Source organism: Streptomyces sp. NBC_00554 (genome assembly GCF_041431135.1).
In the GTDB taxonomy this organism is placed as follows: domain Bacteria; phylum Actinomycetota; class Actinomycetes; order Streptomycetales; family Streptomycetaceae; genus Streptomyces.
Window position 1 is genome coordinate 7,842,041 of the sequence record NZ_CP107799.1, and the last position, 23,004, is coordinate 7,865,044.

Below are 23,004 nucleotides of genomic sequence, written 5' to 3' on the forward strand. Positions count from 1 at the left end.
CGACGGAAAGAGAGCCGCACAATGAGCACACAGATGTGTCATGCACGCGTCATAGCTTCGCTGGTCGGGTGCACCGCCCTGGTCCTCGCCCTCACGGGCACCACGGCACAAGCGCAGGCCGGCGATCCCGGTCGCCAGACCCTCGCCGCCGGCGACGGCTGGGGCTCCGAGGGCACCGGCACCACCGGCGGTTCGGCCGCCGACGCCGACCACGTCTACACGGTCACCACCTGGGCCGAGTTCAAGGCCGCGCTCGCCGCGGGCGGAACGGCGCCGAAGATCATCAAGGTCAAGGGCACGATCGACCCGGTCGCCGAGGGCTGCGCTGCCTTCGAAGCGACGGGCTACGACTTCGCCGCCTACCTGGAGAAATACTCACCGGAGAACTGGGGTCTGGACACCGACCTCACCGGGGAGCCCGCCGACAGCCCCGAAGGACTGCGCGCGGTCTCCGCCGCCAACCAGGACAAGGTCATCAAGGCGAACGTCCCCGCCAACACCACCATCCTCGGCGTCGGCAAGAACGCCGGGATCAGGGGCGGCAGCCTCCAGATCAAGGGCGTGGACAACGTCATCCTCCGCAACCTCACCTTCGAGGCCCCGCTCGACTGCTTCCCGCAGTGGGACCCGACCGACGGCGCGACCGGCGCGTGGAACTCCGAGTACGACGCGGTCGTCGTCTACGGCTCCACCCATGTGTGGATCGACCACAACACCCTGAGCGACGGCCGCTATCCCGACAGCACACTGCCGACCTACTTCGGTGAGGTCTACCAGCAGCACGACGGCCTCCTCGACATCGTGCGCGGCGCCAACTACGTGACGGCGTCCTGGAATTCCTTCCAGGACCACGACAAGACCCTGATGATCGGCAACAGCGACAGCGCCGCCTCGACCGACACCGGCAAGCTCAAGGTCACGCTGCACCACAACCTCTTCGAGGGCATCGTGGAGCGCGCGCCGCGCGTCCGCTTCGGGCAGGTCGACGCGTACAACAACCACTTCGTGGTCGCCGAGGGCCAGTCGTACTCGTACTCCTTCGGCGTCGGTATCGCCTCGCAGCTGTACGCCGAGAAGAACGCCTTCTCGCTGCCGGCCGACGTCAGCGCCGCCAAGACCCTGAAGAAGTGGAGCGAGGCGCCGCTCACCGCCGAGAACAACTACGTCAACGGCGTGCTCGTCGACCTGATCGCCGTGCACAACGCGGAGATCCCGGCCGAGACGCTCCAGTCCGGCGCCGGGTGGACGCCGACGCTGCGCACGAAGGTGGATTCGCCGAGGGCCGTTCCCGGCATCGTCGACCACCGCGCGGGCGCCGGAGAGATCTGCTGACCATGGCCGAACTCCCGCTCAGCAGAAGGGCGTTCGTCGTCGCGAGCACCGGAGCCGCACTGGCTCTCGGGCTCGCGGCCCCCGCCGCCCGCGCCGCTCGCGCCAAGGAACGCGCCCCCTTCGGGCGTTACGGTTCGCCGTCCGCACGCCTCACCGGGCAGACCCTGTACGTCCACCCGGGTGGCCTCGGCGACCACACCACCGTCCAGGCCGCCGTCAACGCCGCGACCGGGAGCGGCCGTACGCTCGTCATCGCGCCCGGCACCTACCGCGAGACCGTCGCCGTCGGCATCGACCGCACGGAGATGACCTGGATCGGCGCCTCCGAGAACCCCCGTGACGTCGTGATCGTGTACGACAACGCCAACGGCACGCCCAAGCCCGGCGGCGGCACCTACGGCACGACCGGGTCCGCGACCACGACCGTGCAGGCCGACGGGTTCACCGCCCGCTGGATCACCTTCGCCAACGACTGGCTGCGCGCCGAACACCCCGAGATCACCGGCACCCAGGCCGTCGCCATCAAGGTGCAGGGCGACCGCTCGGCCTTCGAGCACTGCCGGTTCCTCGGGCACCAGGACACGCTGTACGCCGACTCGATGGCGCTCGGCACCGTCGCCCGCCAGTACTTCGCGCACTGCTACATCGAGGGCGACGTGGACTTCGTCTTCGGGCGGGCGACGGCCGTGTACGAGCACTGCCACTTCCACACCCTGAACCGCACCGACCTGGCCACCGCCCCGTACGGCTTCGTCTTCGCGCCGTCCACCGCCGTCGCCAACCCGCGCGGCTACCTGGTCACCCGGAGCCGTGTCACCAGCGAAGCCCCCGACAGCTACTACAAGTTGGCCCGCCCCTGGGTGCCCGGCTCGGACACCACGGCCCGGCCCATGCTGACCGTCCGCGACACCCGTCTCGACGCCGGCATCGACGCGGTGGCGCCCTACACCAACATGTCGGACACCTATCCGTGGCAGAGCCAGCGGTTCGCCGAGTACCGCAACACGGGTCCAGGGGCCGAGATCAGCGTCCCGGTCAACCGGCCCCAACTCACAGACGAGCAGGCCGATTTCGCGACGCGCGAGGAGTATCTCGGCGACTGGGCACCCTGGCGCGGGCGCACTCTCCAGGTCCGTCCCGGTGGCTCCGTCCAGGCCGCCGTGGACGCCGTGACCGGCCCCGGCTGGACGATCGTCGTGCACCCGGGTATTTATCGAGAAGTCGTCAACATTCCTGCGAGCAAAGGGGACTTGACGATCCGAGGCGCCAGCCGTGACCCGCGCGCGGCCGTCATCGTGTACGGCAACGCCAACGGGACGCAGAAGCCGGACGGTTCAGGGACGTACGGCACCGCGGGCTCCGCCACCTTCACCTCGGCGGCGCCCGGGCTGACCGTACGAGGGCTGACGATCGCCAACGACTGGCTGCGCGCGGACCACCCGGAGATCACCGGAACGCAGGCCGTCGCCGCATACGTCACCGGCGACCGCTCGTCCTTCTCACAGGTACGCCTGCTGGCCCACCAGGACACCCTGTTCGCGGACACCGCGGCGCTCACCTCCTTCGACCGGCAGTACTACCGCGACTGCTACATCGAGGGCGACGTCGACTTCGTCTTCGGGCGTGCCACCGCCGTCTTCGAGCGCTGTCACTTCCACACCCTCGACCGGGACGTCACCTTCAGACCCGAGGGGATGGTCTTCGCGCCGTCCACGGCCCGCGCGAACCCGTACGGCTTCCTGGCCGTGGGCGGCCGGATCACCTCCGGCGCCGAGGACGGGGCGTACAAGATCGCCCGGCCCTGGGTGCCCTCCTACGAGACGACGGCCTGGCCCTCGCTCGTCGTACGGGAGACACGGCTCGGCGCCGGCATCGACGCGACCACGCCCTACATCAACATGCGCGAGGCCTACCCGTGGCAGTCCATGCGCTTTCGCGAGTACCGCAACACAGGCCCCGGCGCGGAGATCACTGTGCCGGAGAACCGCCCCCAACTCACGGACGCGGAGGCCGAGGCGCACACCCGTGCGGCGTATCTCGGCGACTGGCGCCCGTGAACTCCCCGTACAGATCGCTGAATCGCTGAATCGACGAAAGGACCGCACTCCATGTCTCGTCGTACCGCTCTCTCCCTCGGCGCCGCCCTGGCGCTGGGCGCAGGCCTCGCCGCACTCCCCACCCAGGCCCAGGCCGCGACCGTCGTCGTGGACACCACCGCCGAGCTGACCAGCGCGATCTCCGGCGCGAGCGTCGGCACGGTCATCCAGGTGCGCGCCGGCACGTACTACCCGACGGCCACGCTCCAGTCGACGGCCAACGGCACCTCGTCGAGCCCGGTCACCCTCCAGGCGTACGGCTCGGAGACGGTGAAGATCGACGGCTCCTCGCTGCCGGCCGGTGCCTGGATCTTCAAGCTGACCGCCGACTACTGGAACGTCTCGGGCATCACCTTCCAGAACTCGCCGGACAGCGCCGTCGTCTGCCAGTCCTGCACCGGCACGGTGTGGAGCAACATCAAGACCATCAACGGCGGCGACTCCGGCTTCACGCTCACCGGCGACGGCACCGTCAACAACACGGTCAGGAACATCGACTCCTACGGCCACTACGACGCCGCCACCCACGGCGAGAACGCGGACGGCGTGGCCGTGAAGTTCGGCTCCGGCACCGGGAACCTGATCACCGGCGCCCGTCTCTACAACAACTCGGACGACGGCCTCGACTTCTGGTCCTTCTCCTCGCCCGTCACCGTCGAGCACACCTGGGCCTTCGGCAACGGCAGGAACCGCTGGTCCGACTCGGCCTTCGCGGGCGACGGCAACGGCTACAAGCTGGGCGGCGACGGCGAGGTCGTCGCGCACGTCGTCAACAACTCCGCCGCCTGGGACAACGCGGGCAGCGGCTTCACCGAGAACTCCAACACCGGCGCGATCGTCATCAACCGCACCACCGCGTACGCCAACGGCAAGTACGGCTACTACTTCGCCACCAGCTCCGCGAAGCTCGGCAAGAACCTGGCCGTGAGCAACGGCTCGGCGGCCGTTTCCAAGGGCTCCTCGGTGACCTCCGCCGGCAACAACTGGGACTCCGGCATCTCCACCCCGTCCTTCATCTCCACGGACGCGTCCACCACGTACAACTCCCGCCAGTCCAACGGCGCGCTGCCCGCGACGACGTTCCTGACGACGGGGTCCACGACGATCGGCGCCACGATGAACTGAAACCGGCCAGAGAGCGCGAGGCCTAAAGGTTGTCTATGAACTCGGTAACCATCAGGCAACGAGTCTCGCGCTCGGGCGGGTTACGCGCGTAGAAACCTGTCATGCATAAGCCACTGCGTATAGCGGCCATCGCCGCCACCTGTGCCGTCGCCGGTGCCGCCCTGTACGGCACCGGTGTCGCCACCGCCGACCAGTCGACGGCGAACAGCACCACCGAGCCCCACAACATCGGGCTCCTGGTCCAGGAGATCGACACCTACTACGGCACCACGCTCGACAGCAACGGCGTGTACCAGGCGTCCAAGGACAGCCCGTACGCCCAGGACCTCGCGCGCATCGAGGCCGACGCGAAGAAGTACATCAAGAAGGTCGCTGACAAGGCGAAGCACAAGGGCGAGAAGCCCGCTGTCGTCTTCGACATCGACGACACGCTGCTGCTCTCTCTCGACTACGAGAAGAAGTCCAACTACACGTACAGCTCCGCCACTTGGGCCGAGTACGTGGCCAAGGCCGACCGTCCGGCCGTCTTCGGCACCCCCGAACTCGTCGCCTACGCCGAGTCCAAGGGTGTCGAGGTCTTCTACAACTCGGGCCTGAAGGAGTCGCAGCGCGCCTCCGCGGTCGCGAACCTGAAGAAGGTCGGCGCCGACATCAATCTCGACGCCGACCACATGTTCCTCAAGGACGCGGCCAACCCGCCCGCGTACCTGAGCGCCTGCGCCACCGCCGCCGCCTGGAACTGCACCACCGTGCAGTACAAGTCCGGCACCCGCAAGCACATCGAGTCCCTCGGGTACGACGTCGTCGCCAACTTCGGCGACCAGTACTCCGACCTCGAGGGCGGCTACGCCGACAAGACGTACAAGCTCCCGAACCCGACGTACTACGTCAGCTAATTCGTAGATGTAGATACGGGCTTGATCGACTCCAGGGTCGGCACCACCGGCTCAATCGTTCCGTCGGCCGCGAACGTCATGCGGTCGATGGTCGTCTCCCGGTGTGTGCCGTCCCCGCCCGGCTTCCCGGGACCGTTCAGGGCGAACCGGTGGTAGACGATGTACCAGTCGTCCGTGCCGGGGGTGTTCACCACGGAGTGGTGGCCGGTCCCCTTGATGCCGTACTCGGGGCGCTTGGACAGGATCGTTCCCCGCTTGGTCCACGGGCCGAGCGGGGACGGTCCCGTCGCGTAGGCGACGTGGTAGTTCTCGCTGCGGGTGTCGTCCTCGGACCACATGAAGTAGTACGTGCCCTGGCGCTTCACGACGAAGGACCCCTCGCGGAAGTCCGCCTGGGTGATGTCCTGCACCTTCGCGGCGTCGAACGACACCATGTCGTCGTTGAGCGGCACGACATATCCGCGCCCGTTGCCCCAGTAGAGATACGACTGACCGTCGTCGTCCGTGAACACCGCCGGGTCGATCATCTGGCCCGTCAACTGGCCTTTGGCGACCAGGGGTTTGCCGAGCGCGTCCTTGAAGGGGCCCGCCGGGGAGTCGGCCACCGCGACGCCGATCTGCTGCTCCGCGCAGAAGTAGAAGTAGTACTTGCCGTCGCGCTCGGCGATCGCCGGGGCCCAGGCGTTCTTGTCGGCCCACGACACGTCGGGACCCAGGTCGAGGATCACACCGTGGTCCTTCCAGTGGACCAGGTCCTTCGACGAGTACGCCTTGAAGCTCGTCCCGCTCCAGCCCGCGTAGCCGTCCGTCGTCGGATAGATCCAGTAACGGCCGTCCAGGTACTGGACGTCCGGGTCGGCGTTCAGCCCGGGAAGCACGGGACTTCGCGTGGCCACCGCCTCCACCGTCCACGTCCGGCTCGTTCCGTCCGCCGCCGTCACGGTGTACTTCTGGGGCTTGCGGAAGTCCCGGCGGGTACCGGAGGCGGGCGTGACCGTCGCACCCGCACCGACCCACAGACGCGGGGCGAGCCCCGACGGATCGGCGTCCGGCTTCATCGGCAGCACCACCTTCGAGGAGGCTTCGGTGACGATCGCGTACCCCTTCTGCCCGCGTGCCGTCGCGTCCACGACCGACGTCGGGCTCACCGGATACGCGGCCATCAACCGGTCGTACTCCGCCTGCGTCACCGACATCACCGTGCCGTGCCGGGGGCTGGCCGGCAGCTGGTAGTCCGTCGACATCGTCCAGTCACCGGAGTCGAGGTCGGTCGTCTCGAAGGGGACGTAGCCCCGGCCGCCGTACTCGTCGATGAACAGGTACCACTTGTCCTCGGTGTTGGACTTGAAGACCGTCGGGCCCTCGCCGCGGTCGATCGAGCCGCTGCCTATGCAGTCGGCGACGAAGTCGTACGAGGTGTCGGTGAGGCTGGTCGACTTCTCGCCGGTGATGAACTTCGAGCAGGGGCTGGAGGAGGTGGGGTCGCGCTCGTCCTTGGTGTAGCGGTAGTAACTGCCCTTGTTCTTGATGACCGTTGAGTCGATCACCGAGTAGCCGGGGTCGTCCCAGACCTTCGGTTCGCTGAAGGTGCGGAAGTCCTTCGTGGTGGCGTACAGCATCTTGTTGTACGTCGATCCGGTGTGGTCCGGGTCGTCCTCGGCGTAGAGCTTCGAGGCCCAGAAGACGACGTACTCGCCGAGCGACTCGTCCCAATAGGCCTCTGGTGCCCAGGTGTTGCCCGCGGTGTCAGGGGAGACCTTCACCAGGCGCTGGTCGGTCCAGTGGACCAGGTCGGTGGACTCCCAGATCATGATGGACTTGCTGCCGTGGCGCTGGACGTAGTCCCAACTGCCGCTGGAGTTGCGGTACATCTTCAGGTCGGTGGCGATCAGATAGAACTTGTCGCCCTCGGGGGAGCGGATCACGAACGGATCGCGCAGCCCCTTCTCGCCGAGCTCGGAGGTGAGGACGGGCTTGCCTGCGTTCAACTCGCGCCAGTGCAGCGGGTCGTTGCCGCGGCTGAGGGCGTAGCGGATCTGCTCGCCGTCGGCGGTGCCCTCACCGGTGAAGTAGGCGAAGAGGTAGCCGGCGTACTTCTGCTTGGTCACGTGGGGGGCTCCGGGTTGAGCGGCGGGGCTTGGCGGGGCGGCGAGCAGGCTCAGCAGGAGGGCGAACAGGGGGACCAGGAGCGTGCGGGCAGTGCGGCTTCGCATGACACATCCTGTGGGGGTCTGATGGATTCTGTTGGATGAACCGTCTTCGGAGTGTCAACAGTTGGGGACGGTGCGTCAATCGATGCGGGCGAGACGGGAGCGAGCGAAAATTTCGATCGTTTTCGCGGGGGCTCGGCAACCCTTTCCGGCGCGGCGGCGACCAGAGAACAGAAGCGGGCCGGGGCGGCCCCTCCGGCCCGCTTCGCACCCCCATTCCCCAGGAAAGGAACCGCCCCGTGCGTCAGAGCATCGGACGCCATCGCAAGACCCGCACGCTCTCGATCGCCGCCGCGGTGGCCGTCGCCGCGGGGGCGGGTGGCGTCTACCTCGGCCTCTCGGACAGCGGCGAGGCGCAGGCCGCGGGCACCACGGTCACCGTCTCCAGCACCGCCCAGCTTGAGTCGGCCGTCGCGAACGCCGCCGCCGGTACAACCATCCAGGTGCGCGCCGGTACGTACACCCCGGCGAACACCCTCAAGTCCACGGCGAACGGCACCAGTTCGGCGCGGATCACGCTCACCGCGTACGGCAGCGAGAAGGTGAAGATCGACGGCTCCAAGCTGGCCGCCGGCTCCTGGCTCGCCGGCATCTACGGCGACTACTGGACCGTCCAGAACATCACCTGGCAGAACTCGCCCGCCCAGGGCTTCGTCGTCACCTCGTCCGTCGGAGGCATCTTCAAGAACCTCGTCACCGCGAACAACGGCGACTCCGGGTTCACCCTGCGCGGCGACGGCACGACGAACAACCTCGTGCAGAACCTGGACAGTTACGGCAACTACGACGCCGCGGGGCACGGGCAGAACGCCGACGGAATCGCCGTCAAGTTCGGGTCCGGCACCGGCAACAAGATCACTGGCGCCCGGCTCTACAACAACTCGGACGACGGCCTCGACCTGTGGCAGTTCTCCTCGCCGGTCACCATCGACCACTCCTGGGCCTTCGGCAACGGCAAGAACCGCTGGAGCGACGCGGCCTTCGAGGGCAACGGCAACGGCTTCAAGCTGGGCGGCGGGGGCGTCACGGTCGCGCACGTCGTGAACAACAACGCGGCCTGGGACAACACGCTGAACGGCTTCACGGAGAACTCCAACACCGGGGCGATCGTGTTGAACCGCAACACCGCGTACGCCAACACGGAGGCGGGGTTCTACTTCGCCACCGGTAAGGCGCGGCTCGCGCGGAACCTTGCGGTGAGCAACAAGGGGGGCCTGGACAAGCTCGGTTCGTCGACCGTGTCCGCGGCCAACAACTGGGACAGCGGTGTCTCGACGCCTGTGTTCAAGTCGACGGACGCCGCGACCGCTTATGCCTCCCGGCAGTCGAGCGGTTCTCTCCCCTCGACCACGTTTCTCACTACTGGCTCGACCACTATTGGCTCGACCATGAACTAGGCCGGTTCTGAGGCTGCGGGCTGCATGTGGCTGGTCGCGCAGTTCCCCGCGCCCCTGAGGGGCCGCGCCCCTAAAGGGCGAACGCCCCGCCGGTCGTCACCGGCGGGGCGTTCCTCTGCTTGGCCGAGGGGGGCTCAGGCCAGCAGATCAATGCAGTCGAACGACGTGCCGGGGCTCAGGAACGCCGAGCCCGTCGAGCCGCTGACCACGTTCAGTTTCAGCACGTTGTACTGGCTGACATCTGTTTTCCACGCACTGGTAGGGACGTTGAAAACGAACGTCTGGTTGTTTCCCCGGTAGGAACCGGTGGTGAGCGAGCGTGTCGAAGGCTGTGTGGGGGCCGAAGGGATGGCCGACACCCAGTCGTTGACGCTCACGCGCGGACGGCCGTTGATGTACGCGTCCGTCACCCCGACGCGCAGGGTGTGCGCGGCGGCGGCCTGCGCCGCGGTCAGCTTGAAGTAGAGAAGGATGCCGTCGTTGACGTCCTTCCAGATGTACGCCGGGAAGGACGCGGCCTCGTCGCCGCCGCCGATGGTGACGTTGCCCGTCCACTTGGCGGCGCGGACGTCGGAGGGATGCGCGTACGTCATCAGCTCGGCGTTCTTGAACTCGCCGGGCGTGCCGTCCCAGTCGCCGAGCCGCCAGATGGTGCCCGCGCTGCTCGGATCGCTGCCGATGGTGAGGCTGTTCAGAGCGGTCGAGCCGCCCGCCGTCACCGTCACCTGGCGGGTGTGGACGGCGAGTTCACCCTTGAAGACCGTGAGGGTGTACGTCCCCGGCAGCATCCCCTTGCAGGAGAACGCCCCCGTGCCGGCCGCGGCCTTCGCCCAGTACTGCGCGTCGGAGTTGGCGAAGCCCACCGTGTACGCGTACTTCGCGTCCATGCCCTTCAGGCCGACGCCCGCCACCTTGCCGCGGCCCGCCCTGCCCACCCAGCCGGTGATGCCGAGGCCGTCCACCCACGAGGTGTCGAGGTTCGCGTGGAACAGCGAGGAGGAGGGCGCGCCGCCGTCCGTGAAGTTGAGGACGTACGGGCCCTGCAGCCCGTAGCGCTCGGGCTCCGTCTGGGCCTGGTTGTAGTGCAGGATCTCGTACAGCGCCGCTCCGCCGTCGTTCGAGTGGCGCAGCAGCGAGCGGTAGAAGGGGCCGCCGGAGGCCTTCTCGTGATTGGAGCGGACCAGCCACAGGGCGGCCGAACCGGTGGTGAAACCGATGTGGTCGTAGTCGATGACGCGCTTGCCCGAGTAGTGCTTGGAGTGCGTCGTGCCGTCCGCGCGCTTGAAGACGTCACCGGCCTCGATGACCGAGTCCGAGGCCTCGATCCAGGAGTCGGGGCCCTCGTTGGGGAAGACCCCGGCCTTGAGGCGGACGATGAAGCGGGTCGCCGTGAAGGACGCGTCGGCCTTGTCCGTCCACAGGTAGACGCTGTTCTGGCCGCTGCGGGCCGCGATCCACTGGGTGATCGAGCCGTGCGCCACCTTCACCAGGATCGTCGACCCGGACAGCTTGATGGTCACGGTGGAGGCGCCGAGCCCGGACTCCACATGCGAGTGCCTGCCGCCGTAGCCCTCGTACTCCTTGCCCTTGTAGGCCAGCGACGTGATGTCGCCGGTGGACTTGGAGACCTTGAGGACCAGCGAGGCTCCCGTGGTGATCACGTAGTTGGAGCCGTCGTCCGTGTAGCCGAAGGTCGCGGCGGACGCGGAGGAGAGGAGGCCGGTGCCCGCCGCGACCGCGGCGCCCGTTCCGGCCACGCCCACGGCTGACGCGGCGAGCAGGCGGCGCCGGGTGAGATGTCTCTTGTGCGCGCTCATGGGCGGTGCTCCGCCGTGCGGTGGCGGGGTACGCGCGGTTCAACTCGTGCAGTCATGAACCAGTGTTCCTTGAGTGGGAGGAGGGCCTTGCGTCTCCTGGTCGCCACTGCCGAGGAATGGGTTGCCGAGTCTTCCGGACTTCTTTACAGAAGTTCCCTACGAGTCGCCCTCCGCCGCGGAGTCCTCGGCCTGTGCAGCGAAGTCGCCCGCCACGTCCAGCTGTTGGCCCGCGGTCCCGGCGGTCGCCGCGTAGCTGTCGTCCTTGGCGTCGCGGCCGCCGCGGTCGTGGTCGTACTGGCCCGCGAACACCCACTCGCCCGGCCAGACCTTGTGGCCCGGCTTGAGCACCCAGGTGTAGACGAGGAAGCCGTCCTTCTCCACGACCGTCGTGGTGAAGTCGTCCTCGGGCGCCGAACGCCAGGCGCCCGCGTTGGTGACCCCGCCGGTCTGCGCGACCTTCAACTCGATGGTGAGAGCGGTGAGTTGCTTCGAGGTCTTGAGGGTCACATTGCTCTGCGCCCAGAAATCGTTGCTGTGCGGGTCGACCGAGCCGTCGGACCACAGTGGCCCGTCCTCGCCGCCCGCGTCGTGCGAAAGGTCCGCGGCGGGCGCGGAGGTCTTCGGCGACGGGGTGGCCGACGGGGACGAACTCGGCGTCCGAGGCGGCTTCGACGCACCGGAACCGGTCGTGGGAGCGGGCGGGACCGGCGCCCGGCTCGTCGCGTCCGGCGACACCTCGGGCGTCGGTGAGACCGCGACGGTCTGCTGCGGGGGCTCGTCCTTCACGGCCGAGGCGACCGCGTAGCCGCCCACCGCGAGGACGCCGGCGACCGCGGCCGTGGCGCTCACGACCCGGGCCCAGCCGAACACCGGCGGACGCGTCGCGCGCCGCACGGGCCGGGCGTCCTCGCCCGCCATCCCGCGCTCGACCCGGGCCAGGATGCGCGCGCGGTCGGGCTCGTGCGCCTCGGCCGCCTCACGCAGCCCGGCGCGCAGCTCGTCGTGCACGTCCTGCGCCTTCCTCATCGGTCCCTTCCTCCGGCTCCACCCGTCGTGGGCAGCACTCCCACGTGCACCCGCATCGGCGCCTCGTCGGTGCCGAGGAGCCGCTTCAGTTCGGCCATGCCCTTCGACGTCTGGCTCTTCACCGTACCGACCGAGATGCCGAGGGCCAGCGCGGTGTCCTTCTCCGAGAGGTCGAAAGCATGCCTCAGGACGACACATGCGCGCTTGCGGAACGGCAGTCTGCGCAGGGCGTCCTGGACATCCACCACGCCGGGTATGTCGGGGTTCTCGGTCTTGTCGTCGCGCTGCGACCAGAACAGGGTGATCCGCCGGCGCTCGCGCACCGCGCTGCGGATCCGGGTGCGGGCCAGGTTGGCGACGACGCCGCGCGCGTACGCCGCCGGATGGTCCGCCGCGCGCACCCGGTCCCAGCGGTGCCACAGCGCGAGCAGCGCATCGGCCGCCAGATCGTCGGCGGCGTCCGGCTCGCCCGTCAACAGGTAAGCCAGGCGGGCCAGTTCGGCGTAGTGCCGCTCGAAGAAGGCGTGGAACTCCACGGAGGCGGCGTCGTCGACGACAGTGCCCACGGGACCTCTCCTCGCTGCGACTCCCGGCGCCGGTGAAGGCGCGTACGTATACGGCTCCCCTGTGTCACCCGTGAAGAAGTGGTGTGCCCGTGGGGCGAGATGCGAGAGCGTACCAGCCACTCGTACAGGACTTCGAACAACGTATGGCGGGCCGAACCCGATTCCGTAACACGGAGAAAACCTGAAAGAGGTTCAACACGGGAACAATCCAGCCAGCATCCGCACACCCAGCACGCAGGCAACGAGGAGTATCGCCATGTCCGATTCCCAGAAGGTGGCCGACCGGCCAAGTGCCGCGCCACCCCCGGCGAACAGCATCGACCAGTTCTTCAAGATCTCCGCCAGGGGCTCCACCTTCGGCCGTGAGATACGCGGCGGCTTCGCCACGTTCTTCACGATGGCCTACATCCTTGTCCTGAATCCCATCATCCTGGGCAGCGCCAAGGACAAGTTCGGCCACCAGCTCGACACCGTCCAACTGACCACCGCCACCGCCCTGGTGGCCGCGGTCATGACGATCATCATGGGCGTCGGCGGCAACCTCCCGCTCGCGCTCGCCGCGGGCCTCGGCCTCAATGCGGTCGTCGCCTTCCAGATCGCCCCGCTGATGAGCTGGGACGACGCGATGGGCCTGATCGTCCTCGAAGGCCTGCTGATCTGCGTGCTGGTGGTGACGGGGCTGCGCGAAGCCGTCATGCACGCGATACCCCAGCCGATGAAGCAGGCGATCAGCGTCGGCATCGGCCTCTTCATCGCCTTCATCGGCTTCGTCGACGCCGGGTTCGTCACCCGTATCCCGGACATCGCCCAAACCACCGTGCCGGTGCAACTGGGCGGCACGGGCCTGCTCTCCGGGTGGCCGGTCCTCGTCTTCTGTCTCGGCGTGCTGCTGACCATCGGGCTGCTCGCGCGCAAGGTCAAGGGCGCGATCCTGATCAGCATCGTGAGCATGACGATCCTGGCGATCATCATCGACTCCATCGCCGACATCAAGAGTTGGGGCCTGACCACACCGAAGGTCCCCGACGACATCGTGGCCTCACCGGACTTCGGCCTGCTCGGTCACTTCAGCCTGTTCGGCGCCTTCGGCGAGACCAGTGCGATCACCGTCGTACTGCTGGTCTTCACCCTGGTCCTGTCCGACTTCTTCGACACCATGGGCACGGTCGTCGGCATCAGCGCCGAGGCGGGCCTGCTCGACGAGGAGGGCAAGGTGCCCAACCTCGGCCGCGTACTGCTCATCGACGGCGCGGCCGCTGTCGCCGGCGGCGCCGCTTCGGCGTCCTCCTCGACCTCGTACATCGAGTCGGCGGCGGGTGTCGGCGAGGGCTCCCGCACCGGCTTCTCGAACCTGGTCACCGGCGGGCTCTTCGCTTTCGCGCTCTTCCTGACCCCGCTGCTCACGATCGTGCCGCTACAGGCCGCCGCGCCCGCGCTCGTAGCGGTCGGCTTCCTGATGATGACCCAGGTCAAGCACATCGACTGGGACAAGTACGAGGTCGCCATCCCCGCGTTCCTGACCATCGCGGTGATGCCGTTCACGTACTCGATCACCAACGGCATCGGCGCCGGGTTCCTGGCGTACGTCCTGATCAAGACCGTCCTCGGCAAGGCCAAGGAGGTGCACTGGCTGCTGTGGGGAGCCTCGGCGCTGTTCCTGGTGTACTTCGCGATCGACCCGCTCGAGCAGCTGTTCGGCGTGAAGTGACGCGCATGTTCGGCGTGATGTCACGCGCAAGTTCGGCGTGAAGTAACGCGAAGGGCCGCCCTCCAGGGGTGCGAGGGCGGCCCTTCCGTACACGTGGTGGCTGCTCAGTCCTTGAGCGCCGCCTGCATCATCGCCTTGGCCACCGGCGCCGCGAGGCCGTTGCCGCTGACCTCCGAGCGGGCCGCGTCCGACTGCTCGACCAGGACCGCCACGGCGACCTCCTTGTCACTGGAGTCGGACTTCGCGTACGAGGTGAACCAGGCGTACGGCGTCTGGCTGTTGTTCTCGCCGTGCTGGGCCGTGCCGGTCTTGCCGCCCACGGTCGCGCCGGAGATCTGCGCGTTCGTACCCGTGCCGTCCTCGACGACCGTCTGCATCGCGGACTGGAGCTGCTCGGCCGTGGAGGAGCTGACGATCTCCTTGCTCTCCGTGCTGTCGTCGTAGTTCGTCAGCACATTGCCGTCGGAGTCACTGGTCTGCGACACCATGTGCGGCGTGACCAGCTTGCCGTCGTTCGCTATGGCGGCCGACACCATGGCCATCTGGAGCGGGGTCGCGGTCACATCGAACTGGCCGATGCCCGTGAGCGCGGTGGACGACTTGTCCATGTCGGAGGGATACACGCTGGTGTAGGCCCGCACCGGCACGTCCTGCGACTCGTCGTTGAAGCCGAACTTCTCGGCCTGCGCCTTCAGCTTGTCCTGGCCCAGATCGACGGCCATCTTCGCGAAGACGTTGTTGCACGAGTACTGCAGCGCCACCCGGATCGAGGCGTTCTCGCAGGGCGCCGACGCGTTCTCGTTCGCCAGGTCCGTGGTCGTGTCCGGCAGCGTGTAAGGGTTCGGGCTGTCCGTCTTGGCGTCCACGTCCGAGTACAGCCCGTCCTCCAGCGCGGCCGCCGCGACGACCAGCTTGAACGTCGAGCCCGGCGGCAGCGGCTGGCGCAGCGCCCGGTTCGTCATCGGCTTGTCGGCGTCCTTGGTCAGCTTCGTCCAGGCGTCCGAATCGCCCGCGCTGAGCTGGGAGGGGTCGTACGACGGGGTGGAGACCACCGCGAGGATCTTGCCGGTCGTCGGGTCGATCGCGACGGCCGCGCCCTTCTTGTCGCCGAGGGCCTCGTACGCCGCCTTCTGCACATCCGGGTCGATCGTCGTGACCACGTCACCCGGGTCGGCGCGCTTGTTCGTGATCGTGTCCAGCGGGGTCTTCAGCTGGAGGTCCGTGCCGTCGAGCAGGTCCTGGTAGATGCCCTCCAGCTGCGTCGCGCCGTACACCTGCGAGCTGTAGCCGGTGACCGCCGCGTACAGACTGCCGTCCGTGTACGTGCGCTTGTACTTGAGGTCTCCCGTCGTCTCGGCGGAACCGGTGATGGCATCTCCGGCCACGATGATGTTCCCGAGCGGGTTCGCGTACTGCTCGATCGCGTTCCGCCGGTTGTCCTTGTCGTCCGCGAGCGCCTGGCCTTCGTAGAACTGCACCCATGTCGCCCTGACCAGCAGGGCGAGCACGAGCAGCAGAGTGAAGACGGCGGACCGCCTGATCGTCTTGTTCATCCCGCTCAGAAGGACGAGCGGGCGGGAGGGAATCGTTCCCTTCCGCCCGCATTTCTCATAGACCGTTCATGAAGTCATTGGCCCTTCATGAAGTCTCATAGGCCCTTCATGAAGCCCGCCGTCCGTGAGCGGGCTCCCTCGGTCACAGCCTCCGCGTCGCCAGCGTCAGGCGGTCGCGGGCGTCGAACAGTGCGTCCTTGACCATCTGCTCGTGCGCGGGGGTCAGGCGCGCAACAGGCACCGAGCAGCTGATCGCGTCACGGGCGGGCGTCCGGTACGGGATGGCGACGCCGAAGCAGCGCAGGCCAAGGGTGTTCTCCTCGCGGTCCACGGCGAAGCCCTGCTCCCGGACCTGGTGCAGCTCCTGGATGAGCTTCTCCCGGTCGGTGATCGTGTGCTCGGTGAGCGCCGGCAGGGTCTCGGGGAGCAGCTTGCGGACCTGCTCGTCGGTGTGGGTGGCGAGCAGCGCCTTGCCGAGCGAGGTCGAGTGCGCGGGGAGGCGGCGGCCGACCCGGGTGAAGGGGCGCAGGTAGTGCTGCGACTGCCGGGTGGCCAGGTAGACGACGTTCGTGCCGTCCAGGCGGGCCAGGTGGATGGTCTCCGTCGTGTCGTCGGAGAGGCGGTCGAGGGTCGGGCGGGCCGCGGCGACCACCTCGTCGCCGTCGATGTACGAGGTGCCGACAAGGAGGGCCCGTACGCCGATGCCGTACCGCGTGCCCGTCGCGTCCGTCTCGACCCAACCGAGCTCCACGAGCGTGCGCAGCAGCATGTACAGGCTGGACTTCGGATAGCCGACGGCTTCCTGCACGGAGGCGAGGGAGTGCATACCGGGCCGGCCGGCGAAGTACTCGAGCAATTCCACGGTCCGCACCGCGGACTTGACCTGCGCCCCGCCGCCTGTCTCGACTGCCGACATCGCCCTTGACCCCTTCGTTGGACGGGAAATAGTCTCCAACAGCATATTCACCATCAGAGACAGCGTTCAGCATATCGAACGCCCCTGGTGAGTGACACAGAACTGCGGCATCACATCTTGGAGGGACCCGCGGTGGCAGCAGCACCAGTCTGGAGTGTCGACCCCCGAACCGGGAAGCAGCGGGAACAGGTTGCGGTGGAGGCCACAGCCCAGGAGGTCGACGAGGCCGTCCGCGCCGCGCACGCCGCGCGCCCGGCCCTCGCCGACCGCACGGTACGCGCCGCCTTCCTGCGCACCGCCGCCGACCTGCTCGAAGGCTCGAAGGGCCACCTCGTCGAGGCCGCGGACGCGGAGAGCGCGCTCGGCCCGGTCCGGCTCACCGGCGAACTCGCCCGCACCTGCTACCAGTTGCGGGCCTTCGCCACGATCGTCGACGAGGGCGCCTTCCTCGACGTCGTGATCAACCACCCCGACGACACCGCGACCCCGCCGATCCCGGACCTGCGCCGCTACAAGGTGCCGCTGGGCGTCGTCGCCGTCTACTCCGCCTCGAACTTCCCCTTCGCCTTCTCGGTCGCCGGCGGCGACACCGCGAGCGCGCTGGCGGCGGGCTGCCCGGTCGTCGTCAAGGCCCACCCGGACCACCCGGGGCTCTCCGAGCTGGTCGCGGCCGTACTGCGCAGGGCCGCCGCCCAGCACGACATCCCCGCGGGTGTCCTGGGCCTGGTCCACGGCTTCGAAGCGGGCGTCGAGCTGGTCAGGCACCCGCTGGTCTCGGCGGCCGGCTTCACCGGTTCCGTACGCGGTGGCCGTGCCCTCTTCGACGCGGCGGCCGCGCGCCCCGTGCCGATCCCCTTCCACGGCGAGCTGGGATCCCTGAACCCCGTCGTGGTCACCGAGGCCGCGGCGACCGAGCGCGCCGAAGCCATCGGTACCGGGCTCGCGGGCTCGATGACCCTTGGCGTCGGCCAGTTCTGCGTGAAGCCGGGGCTCGTCCTCGCCCCCGCGGGCGCGGCGGGCGACCGTCTCGTCAAGTCCCTCACGGACGCGGTCAGCGACACCGACGCGGGCGTCCTGCTCGACCACCGCATGCGCGACAACTTCATCGCCGGTGTCGCCGAGCGCGCCCAGCTCCCCGACGTGGAGGCCCCGGTGACCCCGGGCGCGGGCAGCGAGCACACGGTGAGCCCCGGCTTCCTGACCGTGCCCGCGCAGAAGCTCACCGCCGAGGGCGAGCACGACCTGCTGCTCGAGGAGTGCTTCGGCCCGCTCACCGTGGTCGCGCGCTACGAGGACGAGGCCGAGGCCAGCGCGGTCCTCTCCCGTCTCCCCGGCAACCTCACCGCGACCGTGCAGCTCTCCACCGAGGAAGCGGCGGGCAAGGGGCGCGGCGCGGAGATCCTCGCCGAGCTGACCCCGCTCGCCGGCCGCGTCCTGGTCAACGGCTGGCCGACCGGCGTCGCGGTCGCCCCCGCCCAGCACCACGGCGGCCCGTACCCGGCGACGACGTCCACCTCGACCTCCGTCGGCGGTACGGCCATTGAGCGCTGGCTGCGTCCGGTGGCGTACCAGAACGCGCCCGAGGCGCTGCTGCCGCCGGAGCTGCGGGACGACAACCCGCTGGGGCTGCCGCGCCGTTACGACGGCCGGCTGGAACGCTGAGTGGGAGCCGCCCGGGACATGGCAGGGACGACCTGGAAGACTCGGCGGATGGACGTCGAAATTCCCGAACTCCCGTTCCGGCTTCGCACCTACGGGCCTGACGGTCACTGGTCCTACGAGGACGGGGTGCTCACCGGCTGGGCGGGCGCGCGGCAGGACCGCTTCGTGCCGCCCACCGGTGAGGCCCTGGACGCCGCCTCCGACGCGCCTCGCCTGCTCGGTGCGCCGGAGGGCGACTTCCAGCTGATCGCGCGGGTCACGGTCGGGTTCTCGGGCTCCTTCGACGCGGGTGTGCTCTACGTCCACGTGGGGGAGCGGGCCTGGGCGAAGCTCTGCCTGGAGTACTCCCCGGATGTCCCCACCGTCTGCACGGTGGTCACCCGGGGCCACTCCGACGACGCCAACTCCTTCACCGTCGACGGCAGTTCCGTCTGGCTCCGCATCAGCCGCACCGGCCGAGCCTTCGCCTTCCACGCCTCCCGCGACGGCGCCCACTGGACCTTCGTCCGCCTCTTCACCCTCGGCGACGAGAAGGAGACCGGGGCGGCTCTCGTCGGCTTCATGACTCAGTCCCCCATGGGGGAGGGGTGCGTCGTGACGTACGACGGGATCGAGTTCCGGGAGAACTGGCCGCGGGACTTGAGAGACGGAAGCTGATTTCGCCCCCTCCGCCCCTATCCATTCCCGTCCCTTGGGGGCTCCGCCCCCAAACCCCCGCTCCTCAAACGCCGGAGGGGCTGAATATTTCCCCGGCCGGCGCTGAAATCTTCCGCCTCGGCCGGGGGAGATCTTTCAGCCCGTCCGGCGTTTGAGGACGAGCGCGCAGCGCGACAGGGGGGTCTGGGGGCGCAGCCCCCAGGAAGCAAGGGACGGGTAGGGGCGGAGGGGGCGAAACAACTCTCTAGCGCGCCACCCGCAAGCCCACCGAAGCCACCGCCGTCGCGGCCAGCGCCCCCGCACTCAACGCGAGGCTCACCCGCAACCCCGCCTCGAATCCCCCCGACACAAGCGACCCGAACGCAGCGATGGCAAGCCCCCCGGAAACCTGCCGGGCCGAGTTGAGGACCCCCGCCGCCAGCCCCGCCCGGTCGGAGGGCACCGCATCCATCATCAAGGCCGTCAACGGCGGAATCGTCAACGCGCACCCCAGTGCCATCGGCACGAGAAGCACAGCCACCACCACAGGCGGGGTGGACGCGTCGACGCACAGCAGGACCAGCACCCCCACCACCGCCAGCGACTGACCGAGCAGCATCGGCAGGCGCGGCCCGAACCGCCCCGCAAGCTTGCCCGCCGCGATGTTCGTGACGGCGATGAGCCCGGTCATCGGGAGGAACATCAGCCCCGCATACAGCGCCGAACGCCCTTGGACCTGCTGGAAGAAGAGGGAGAAGAGAAACACCACGCCGTAGAAGGCCACGCTGCACGCCGCCCCCGCCGCGACGGCCACACTCACGTTCCGGCTGCGGAAGAGCCCCAGCGGCACGACCGGATGCGCCTGCCGCGCCTCGACCCGGACGAAGACCAGACCCGCGACCACGGCGACCACCAGCGAGACCACCCCCGCCGTACCGCCCTCGATGACCGCGAAGGTCACCGCCGTGAGCGCCACGACGGCCGCCAGCTGTCCGGGCAGGTCCAGCGGCGCGGGCCGGCGCTCCGAACGCGGCGCCCGGACAAGGAGCGTCAGCGCCACCGCCCCCAACGGCACGTTGATGAAGAAGATCCCCCGCCAGTCCCACACCGTGGTCAGCGCACCGCCCGCCACCGGCCCGAGCGCCACCGCGACCGACCCGCCCGCAGCCCACAGGGCAACGGCCCGCGCCCGCTTCGCGGCATCCGCGTACGCCTGCCGCACCAGCGCGAGCGAGGCCGGCAGCACCACGGCCGCAGCGGCGCCCTGCACGACGCGCGCACCGACCAGCACCGGCAGACTCGGCGCGAGCCCGCAGGCCACGGACGCCAGAGTGAACACCGCGATCCCGATCCCGTACGCGCGGCTCGCCCCGGCCCGGTCCGAGAACGCCCCGGTGGACAGCATCAGCGCCGCGAAGGACAGCGTGTACGCGTCCACGACCCACTGCAGGCCCGACATCCCGGCCCCGAGCGTCGACCCGATCGACGGCAGCGCCACGTTGACGACCGAGGCGTCAAGTGTGATCAACGCGAAGCCGAGGAGGGCGGCGGTGAGCGTGAGGGCGGGGGAGGGAGCGGGTGAGCGCCCCAACTCGGCCTTTGTGTCATGGACTTGATGAGCGGGAGACCCGGTTTCGGTGGTCTGGTTGGTCGACATGCCTCCATGCTGCGGATCTTCGGAGCGGTACAGTAGTGGCCCGAATGCCATACGTCCGGAGGTTCTGGCCATGGCCCGATCGACCACCTCGACCCCCTCGACGACCCTGTCGAGCGGCCCCCGCCGCGTCGCCGTCATCGCGGCGAACCCTGTGTCGATGTTCAACCTCGCCATCCCAGAACTCCTGCTGGACAAGGTCGAGGTCGACGGCGGTCCGGGCTACGAAGTGGTCATCTGCGCCCCGGATCCGGGTCCGGTCCCCACCACCGGGGGCCTCGACCTGTATGTCCGGCACGGTCTCGACGTCGTGCGGGACGCGGACATGGTCGTCGTCGTGGGCACCGGGCAGCGGTTCACGCCCGACCCGCGCACGGTCGGGGCGGTGAGGGATGCCGCCGCCGCGGGCAAGCGGATCGCGTCCATCTGCAGCGGCGCGTTCGTGCTCGCCGAGGCGGGCCTGCTGGACGGCCGCCGGGCCACGACCTACTGGAACCAGGCCGAGGAACTGCGCAGGCGGTACCCGCGGATCGACCTCACGGACGACGTCCTCTATGTGCAGGACGGCCAGATCATGACGTCGTCCGGGTACGCCGCCGGAATCGACCTCTGCCTCCACATCGTCCGCACCGACTACGGTGCCGCCGTCGCCAACGAGGTGGCCCGCACCGCGCTGGTCGCCCCCGTACGGCCCGGTGGCCAGACCCAGTTCACCCAGACCCCGCTGCCGCCCGAGCGCGGCACCGCGTGCGCCGACACCCGGGGCTGGGCGATGCGCAACCTCGACAAGCCGCTCACCCTCACCGACCTGGCCCGCCACGCCGGCGTCAGCGTGCGCACCCTCACCCGCCGCTTCCACGCCGAGAGTGGCGTCAGCCCTCTCCAGTGGCTCCTCCACCAGCGCATCGAACGCGCCAAGGAACTCCTGGAAACGACCACTCTCCCCATGGACCAGGTGGCCCACGCCAGCGGCCTGGGCACCGCCGACTCGCTCCGCGCCCATCTGGTCCGCCGTGCCGGTCTGACACCGAGTGCGTACCGCACCCAGTTCAGCCGCCTCGGAACCACACCGGAGCCCGTCACGTCCTCCGCTGCGTGATCAGAACGCACCGAACCATCGGCCACCCGCTGATCAGAACCGCCCTGCCCAGCGAGGCCACCGCCATCGCCGAGCTGCATACGCGGGCCCGCGCCACCTACTACCCGGACGGCCTGCCGCAGGACGGCCTCGACTGGCCCGCGCGCTGGCGGAGCGCCATCGAGCGCCCGGACGCCCACGTCCTGTGCGCGATCCGCGACGGACGCCTCGTGGGCATCGCCTCCTTCCGCACCGAGGAGGACGCCCCCGCCGACACCGTGACCCTCTTCCAGTTCCACGTCGACCCGGACCACTGGAGGGCCGGAATCGGCGCGGACCTCCACGCGGCCTGCGTGGAACAGTGGCGGGCCGACGGGAAGCGGACCGCCACCCTCGACGTGCACGTCGACAATGAGCGCGCCCAGGTCTTCTACGCCCGCCAGGGCTGGACCCGTGACCGGGAGCCCGTGGCGGACGAGCACCATGTGACGCTCGGTTTCACGGTGATCACCGGGGAATGAGCCGCGCCGCTTGAACGTTCACACAGTGAGCGGAGGGCGCCTCCGTGCCCGTACGACATGGAGAGAGCCGAAGACATGCGCGTCGAGATCTGGAGCGACATCGCCTGCCCCTGGTGCTACGTGGGCAAGGCCCGCTTCGAGAAGGCGCTCGACGCCTTCCCGCACCGCGACGAGGTCGAGGTGGTGCACCGTTCCTTCGAGCTCGACCCGAACCGGGCCAAGGGCGACATCCAGCCCGTCCTGAAGATGCTGACCAAGAAGTACGGCATGAGCGAGGCGCAGGCGCAGGCCGGCGAGGAGAACCTGGGCACGCAGGCCGCCGCCGAGGGGCTCGATTACCGCACCCGGGACCGCGACCACGGCAACACCTTCGACATGCACCGCCTGCTCCACTTCGCCAAGGCGCAGGGCAGGCAGGACGAGCTGATCGGCGCCCTCTACCGGGCGAACTTCGCCGAGGAGCGGTCCGTCTTCGGTGACGACGAGCGGCTCGTGGAGCTGGCCGTCGCCGCCGGGCTCGACAAGGACGCGGCCCGCGAGGTGCTCGCCGACCCCACCGCGTACGCCGACGACGTGCGCGCCGACGAGCGCGAGGCCGCCGAGCTGGGCGCGAACGGGGTGCCCTTCTTCGTCCTCGACCGCAAGTACGGCGTGTCCGGCGCCCAGCCCGCCGAGGTCTTCGCCCAGGCGCTGACGCAGGCGTGGGGCGAGCGCCCGCCGCTGAAGCTGATCCAGGAGGCCTCCGACGGCTCGGAGGTCTGCGGACCGGACGGGTGCGCCGTACCGCAGGGTTGAAAAGCGCAGGTCGGAG

General features: G+C 69.1%; 17 protein-coding genes and 2 pseudogenes. 12 read left to right on the forward strand and 7 right to left on the reverse strand.

The features are described 5' to 3' along the window. The first annotated feature begins 21 nt into the window (after nucleotides 1-21). The 5 genes and pseudogenes from OG266_RS34565 to OG266_RS34585 all read left to right on the forward strand — a co-directional run bounded on the left by OG266_RS34565 (nucleotide 22) and on the right by OG266_RS34585 (nucleotide 5,449). The gene (locus OG266_RS34565; protein ID WP_371550527.1) at nucleotides 22-1,332 is read left to right on the forward strand and encodes a polysaccharide lyase family 1 protein; all 1,311 of its coding nucleotides are present in this window, start codon (nucleotides 22-24) and stop codon (nucleotides 1,330-1,332) included. Nucleotides 1,333-1,334: 2 nt separating this feature from the next. Further along, a pseudogene (locus tag OG266_RS34570) lies at nucleotides 1,335-2,447 on the forward strand (pectinesterase family protein); the annotation flags it as partial. 3 nt (nucleotides 2,448-2,450) lie between these two features. Further along, nucleotides 2,451-3,389: pseudogene (locus tag OG266_RS34575) on the forward strand (pectinesterase family protein); the annotation flags it as partial. A 51-nt stretch (nucleotides 3,390-3,440) separates the two neighbouring features. Further along, nucleotides 3,441-4,553 (forward strand): chondroitinase-B domain-containing protein, encoded by a 1,113-nt coding sequence (locus OG266_RS34580; RefSeq protein WP_371550530.1) that lies wholly within the window; start codon nucleotides 3,441-3,443, stop codon nucleotides 4,551-4,553. Nucleotides 4,554-4,654: 101 nt separating this feature from the next. Continuing rightward, entirely contained in the window at nucleotides 4,655-5,449 is a 795-nt protein-coding gene (locus tag OG266_RS34585) for an HAD family acid phosphatase (protein WP_371550532.1), read from the forward strand. Here the strand turns inward: OG266_RS34585 and OG266_RS34590 are convergent. Continuing rightward, complete coding sequence (locus OG266_RS34590; protein WP_371550533.1) at nucleotides 5,446-7,662, reverse strand: family 43 glycosylhydrolase; 2,217 nt, start codon at nucleotides 7,660-7,662, stop codon at nucleotides 5,446-5,448. The two genes, OG266_RS34585 and OG266_RS34590, sit on opposite strands and share 4 nt — an antisense overlap. A gap of 236 nt (nucleotides 7,663-7,898) precedes the next feature. Between OG266_RS34590 and OG266_RS34595 the strand changes: the two genes are divergently transcribed. Beyond that, entirely contained in the window at nucleotides 7,899-9,056 is a 1,158-nt protein-coding gene (locus OG266_RS34595; protein ID WP_329548374.1) for a right-handed parallel beta-helix repeat-containing protein, read from the forward strand. A 134-nt stretch (nucleotides 9,057-9,190) separates the two neighbouring features. On the opposite strand, the gene OG266_RS34600 is transcribed toward OG266_RS34595, so the two are convergent. From OG266_RS34600 to OG266_RS34610, 3 genes are all read right to left on the reverse strand, one after another. Beyond that, the gene (locus OG266_RS34600; RefSeq protein ID WP_371550535.1) at nucleotides 9,191-10,873 is read right to left on the reverse strand and encodes a rhamnogalacturonan lyase B N-terminal domain-containing protein; all 1,683 of its coding nucleotides are present in this window, start codon (nucleotides 10,871-10,873) and stop codon (nucleotides 9,191-9,193) included. A 156-nt stretch (nucleotides 10,874-11,029) separates the two neighbouring features. Then, nucleotides 11,030-11,899 carry a hypothetical protein gene (locus tag OG266_RS34605; protein WP_371550537.1) on the reverse strand — a complete coding sequence of 290 codons (870 nt, stop codon included), beginning with the start codon at nucleotides 11,897-11,899 and terminating at the stop codon, nucleotides 11,030-11,032. After that, nucleotides 11,896-12,465, reverse strand: a complete 570-nt coding sequence (locus tag OG266_RS34610; RefSeq protein ID WP_371550539.1) for a SigE family RNA polymerase sigma factor — start codon at nucleotides 12,463-12,465, stop codon at nucleotides 11,896-11,898. Before OG266_RS34610 ends, OG266_RS34605 begins: the two co-directional genes overlap by 4 nt. 256 nt (nucleotides 12,466-12,721) lie before the next feature. Between OG266_RS34610 and OG266_RS34615 the strand changes: the two genes are divergently transcribed. Next, a complete protein-coding gene (locus tag OG266_RS34615; RefSeq protein ID WP_266466086.1) occupies nucleotides 12,722-14,173 on the forward strand; it encodes an NCS2 family permease in 1,452 nt (483 codons plus the stop codon). 104 nt (nucleotides 14,174-14,277) lie between these two features. On the opposite strand, the gene OG266_RS34620 is transcribed toward OG266_RS34615, so the two are convergent. Further along, nucleotides 14,278-15,726: a peptidoglycan D,D-transpeptidase FtsI family protein gene (locus OG266_RS34620; RefSeq protein ID WP_371550541.1), complete on the reverse strand. Its 1,449-nt coding sequence runs from the start codon at nucleotides 15,724-15,726 to the stop codon at nucleotides 14,278-14,280. A gap of 142 nt (nucleotides 15,727-15,868) precedes the next feature. After that, the gene (locus OG266_RS34625) at nucleotides 15,869-16,642 is read right to left on the reverse strand and encodes an IclR family transcriptional regulator (protein ID WP_266466091.1); all 774 of its coding nucleotides are present in this window, start codon (nucleotides 16,640-16,642) and stop codon (nucleotides 15,869-15,871) included. 132 nt (nucleotides 16,643-16,774) lie between these two features. Here OG266_RS34625 and OG266_RS34630 point away from each other — a divergent pair, with 132 nt between their 5' ends. Together OG266_RS34630 and OG266_RS34635 are read left to right on the forward strand one after the other, a co-directional pair. After that, nucleotides 16,775-18,304, forward strand: a complete 1,530-nt coding sequence (locus OG266_RS34630) for an aldehyde dehydrogenase (NADP(+)) (RefSeq protein WP_371550543.1) — start codon at nucleotides 16,775-16,777, stop codon at nucleotides 18,302-18,304. 48 nt (nucleotides 18,305-18,352) lie between these two features. After that, on the forward strand, nucleotides 18,353-18,961 hold the full coding sequence (locus OG266_RS34635) for a DUF1349 domain-containing protein (RefSeq protein WP_329548381.1): 609 nt from the start codon (nucleotides 18,353-18,355) through the stop codon (nucleotides 18,959-18,961). A 244-nt stretch (nucleotides 18,962-19,205) separates the two neighbouring features. Here OG266_RS34635 and OG266_RS34640 read toward each other — a convergent pair whose 3' ends face one another. Beyond that, nucleotides 19,206-20,597 carry an MFS transporter gene (locus tag OG266_RS34640; RefSeq protein ID WP_371550545.1) on the reverse strand — a complete coding sequence of 464 codons (1,392 nt, stop codon included), beginning with the start codon at nucleotides 20,595-20,597 and terminating at the stop codon, nucleotides 19,206-19,208. Nucleotides 20,598-20,667: 70 nt separating this feature from the next. Between OG266_RS34640 and OG266_RS34645 the strand changes: the two genes are divergently transcribed. From OG266_RS34645 to OG266_RS34655, 3 genes are all read left to right on the forward strand, one after another. Further along, on the forward strand, nucleotides 20,668-21,693 hold the full coding sequence (locus OG266_RS34645; protein WP_371550547.1) for a GlxA family transcriptional regulator: 1,026 nt from the start codon (nucleotides 20,668-20,670) through the stop codon (nucleotides 21,691-21,693). Then, a complete protein-coding gene (locus tag OG266_RS34650; RefSeq protein ID WP_371553064.1) occupies nucleotides 21,693-22,193 on the forward strand; it encodes an N-acetyltransferase family protein in 501 nt (166 codons plus the stop codon). Before OG266_RS34645 ends, OG266_RS34650 begins: the two co-directional genes overlap by 1 nt. Before the next feature lie 75 nt (nucleotides 22,194-22,268). Next, nucleotides 22,269-22,988: a DsbA family oxidoreductase gene (locus tag OG266_RS34655; RefSeq protein ID WP_371550548.1), complete on the forward strand. Its 720-nt coding sequence runs from the start codon at nucleotides 22,269-22,271 to the stop codon at nucleotides 22,986-22,988. Nucleotides 22,989-23,004 lie beyond the last annotated feature (16 nt).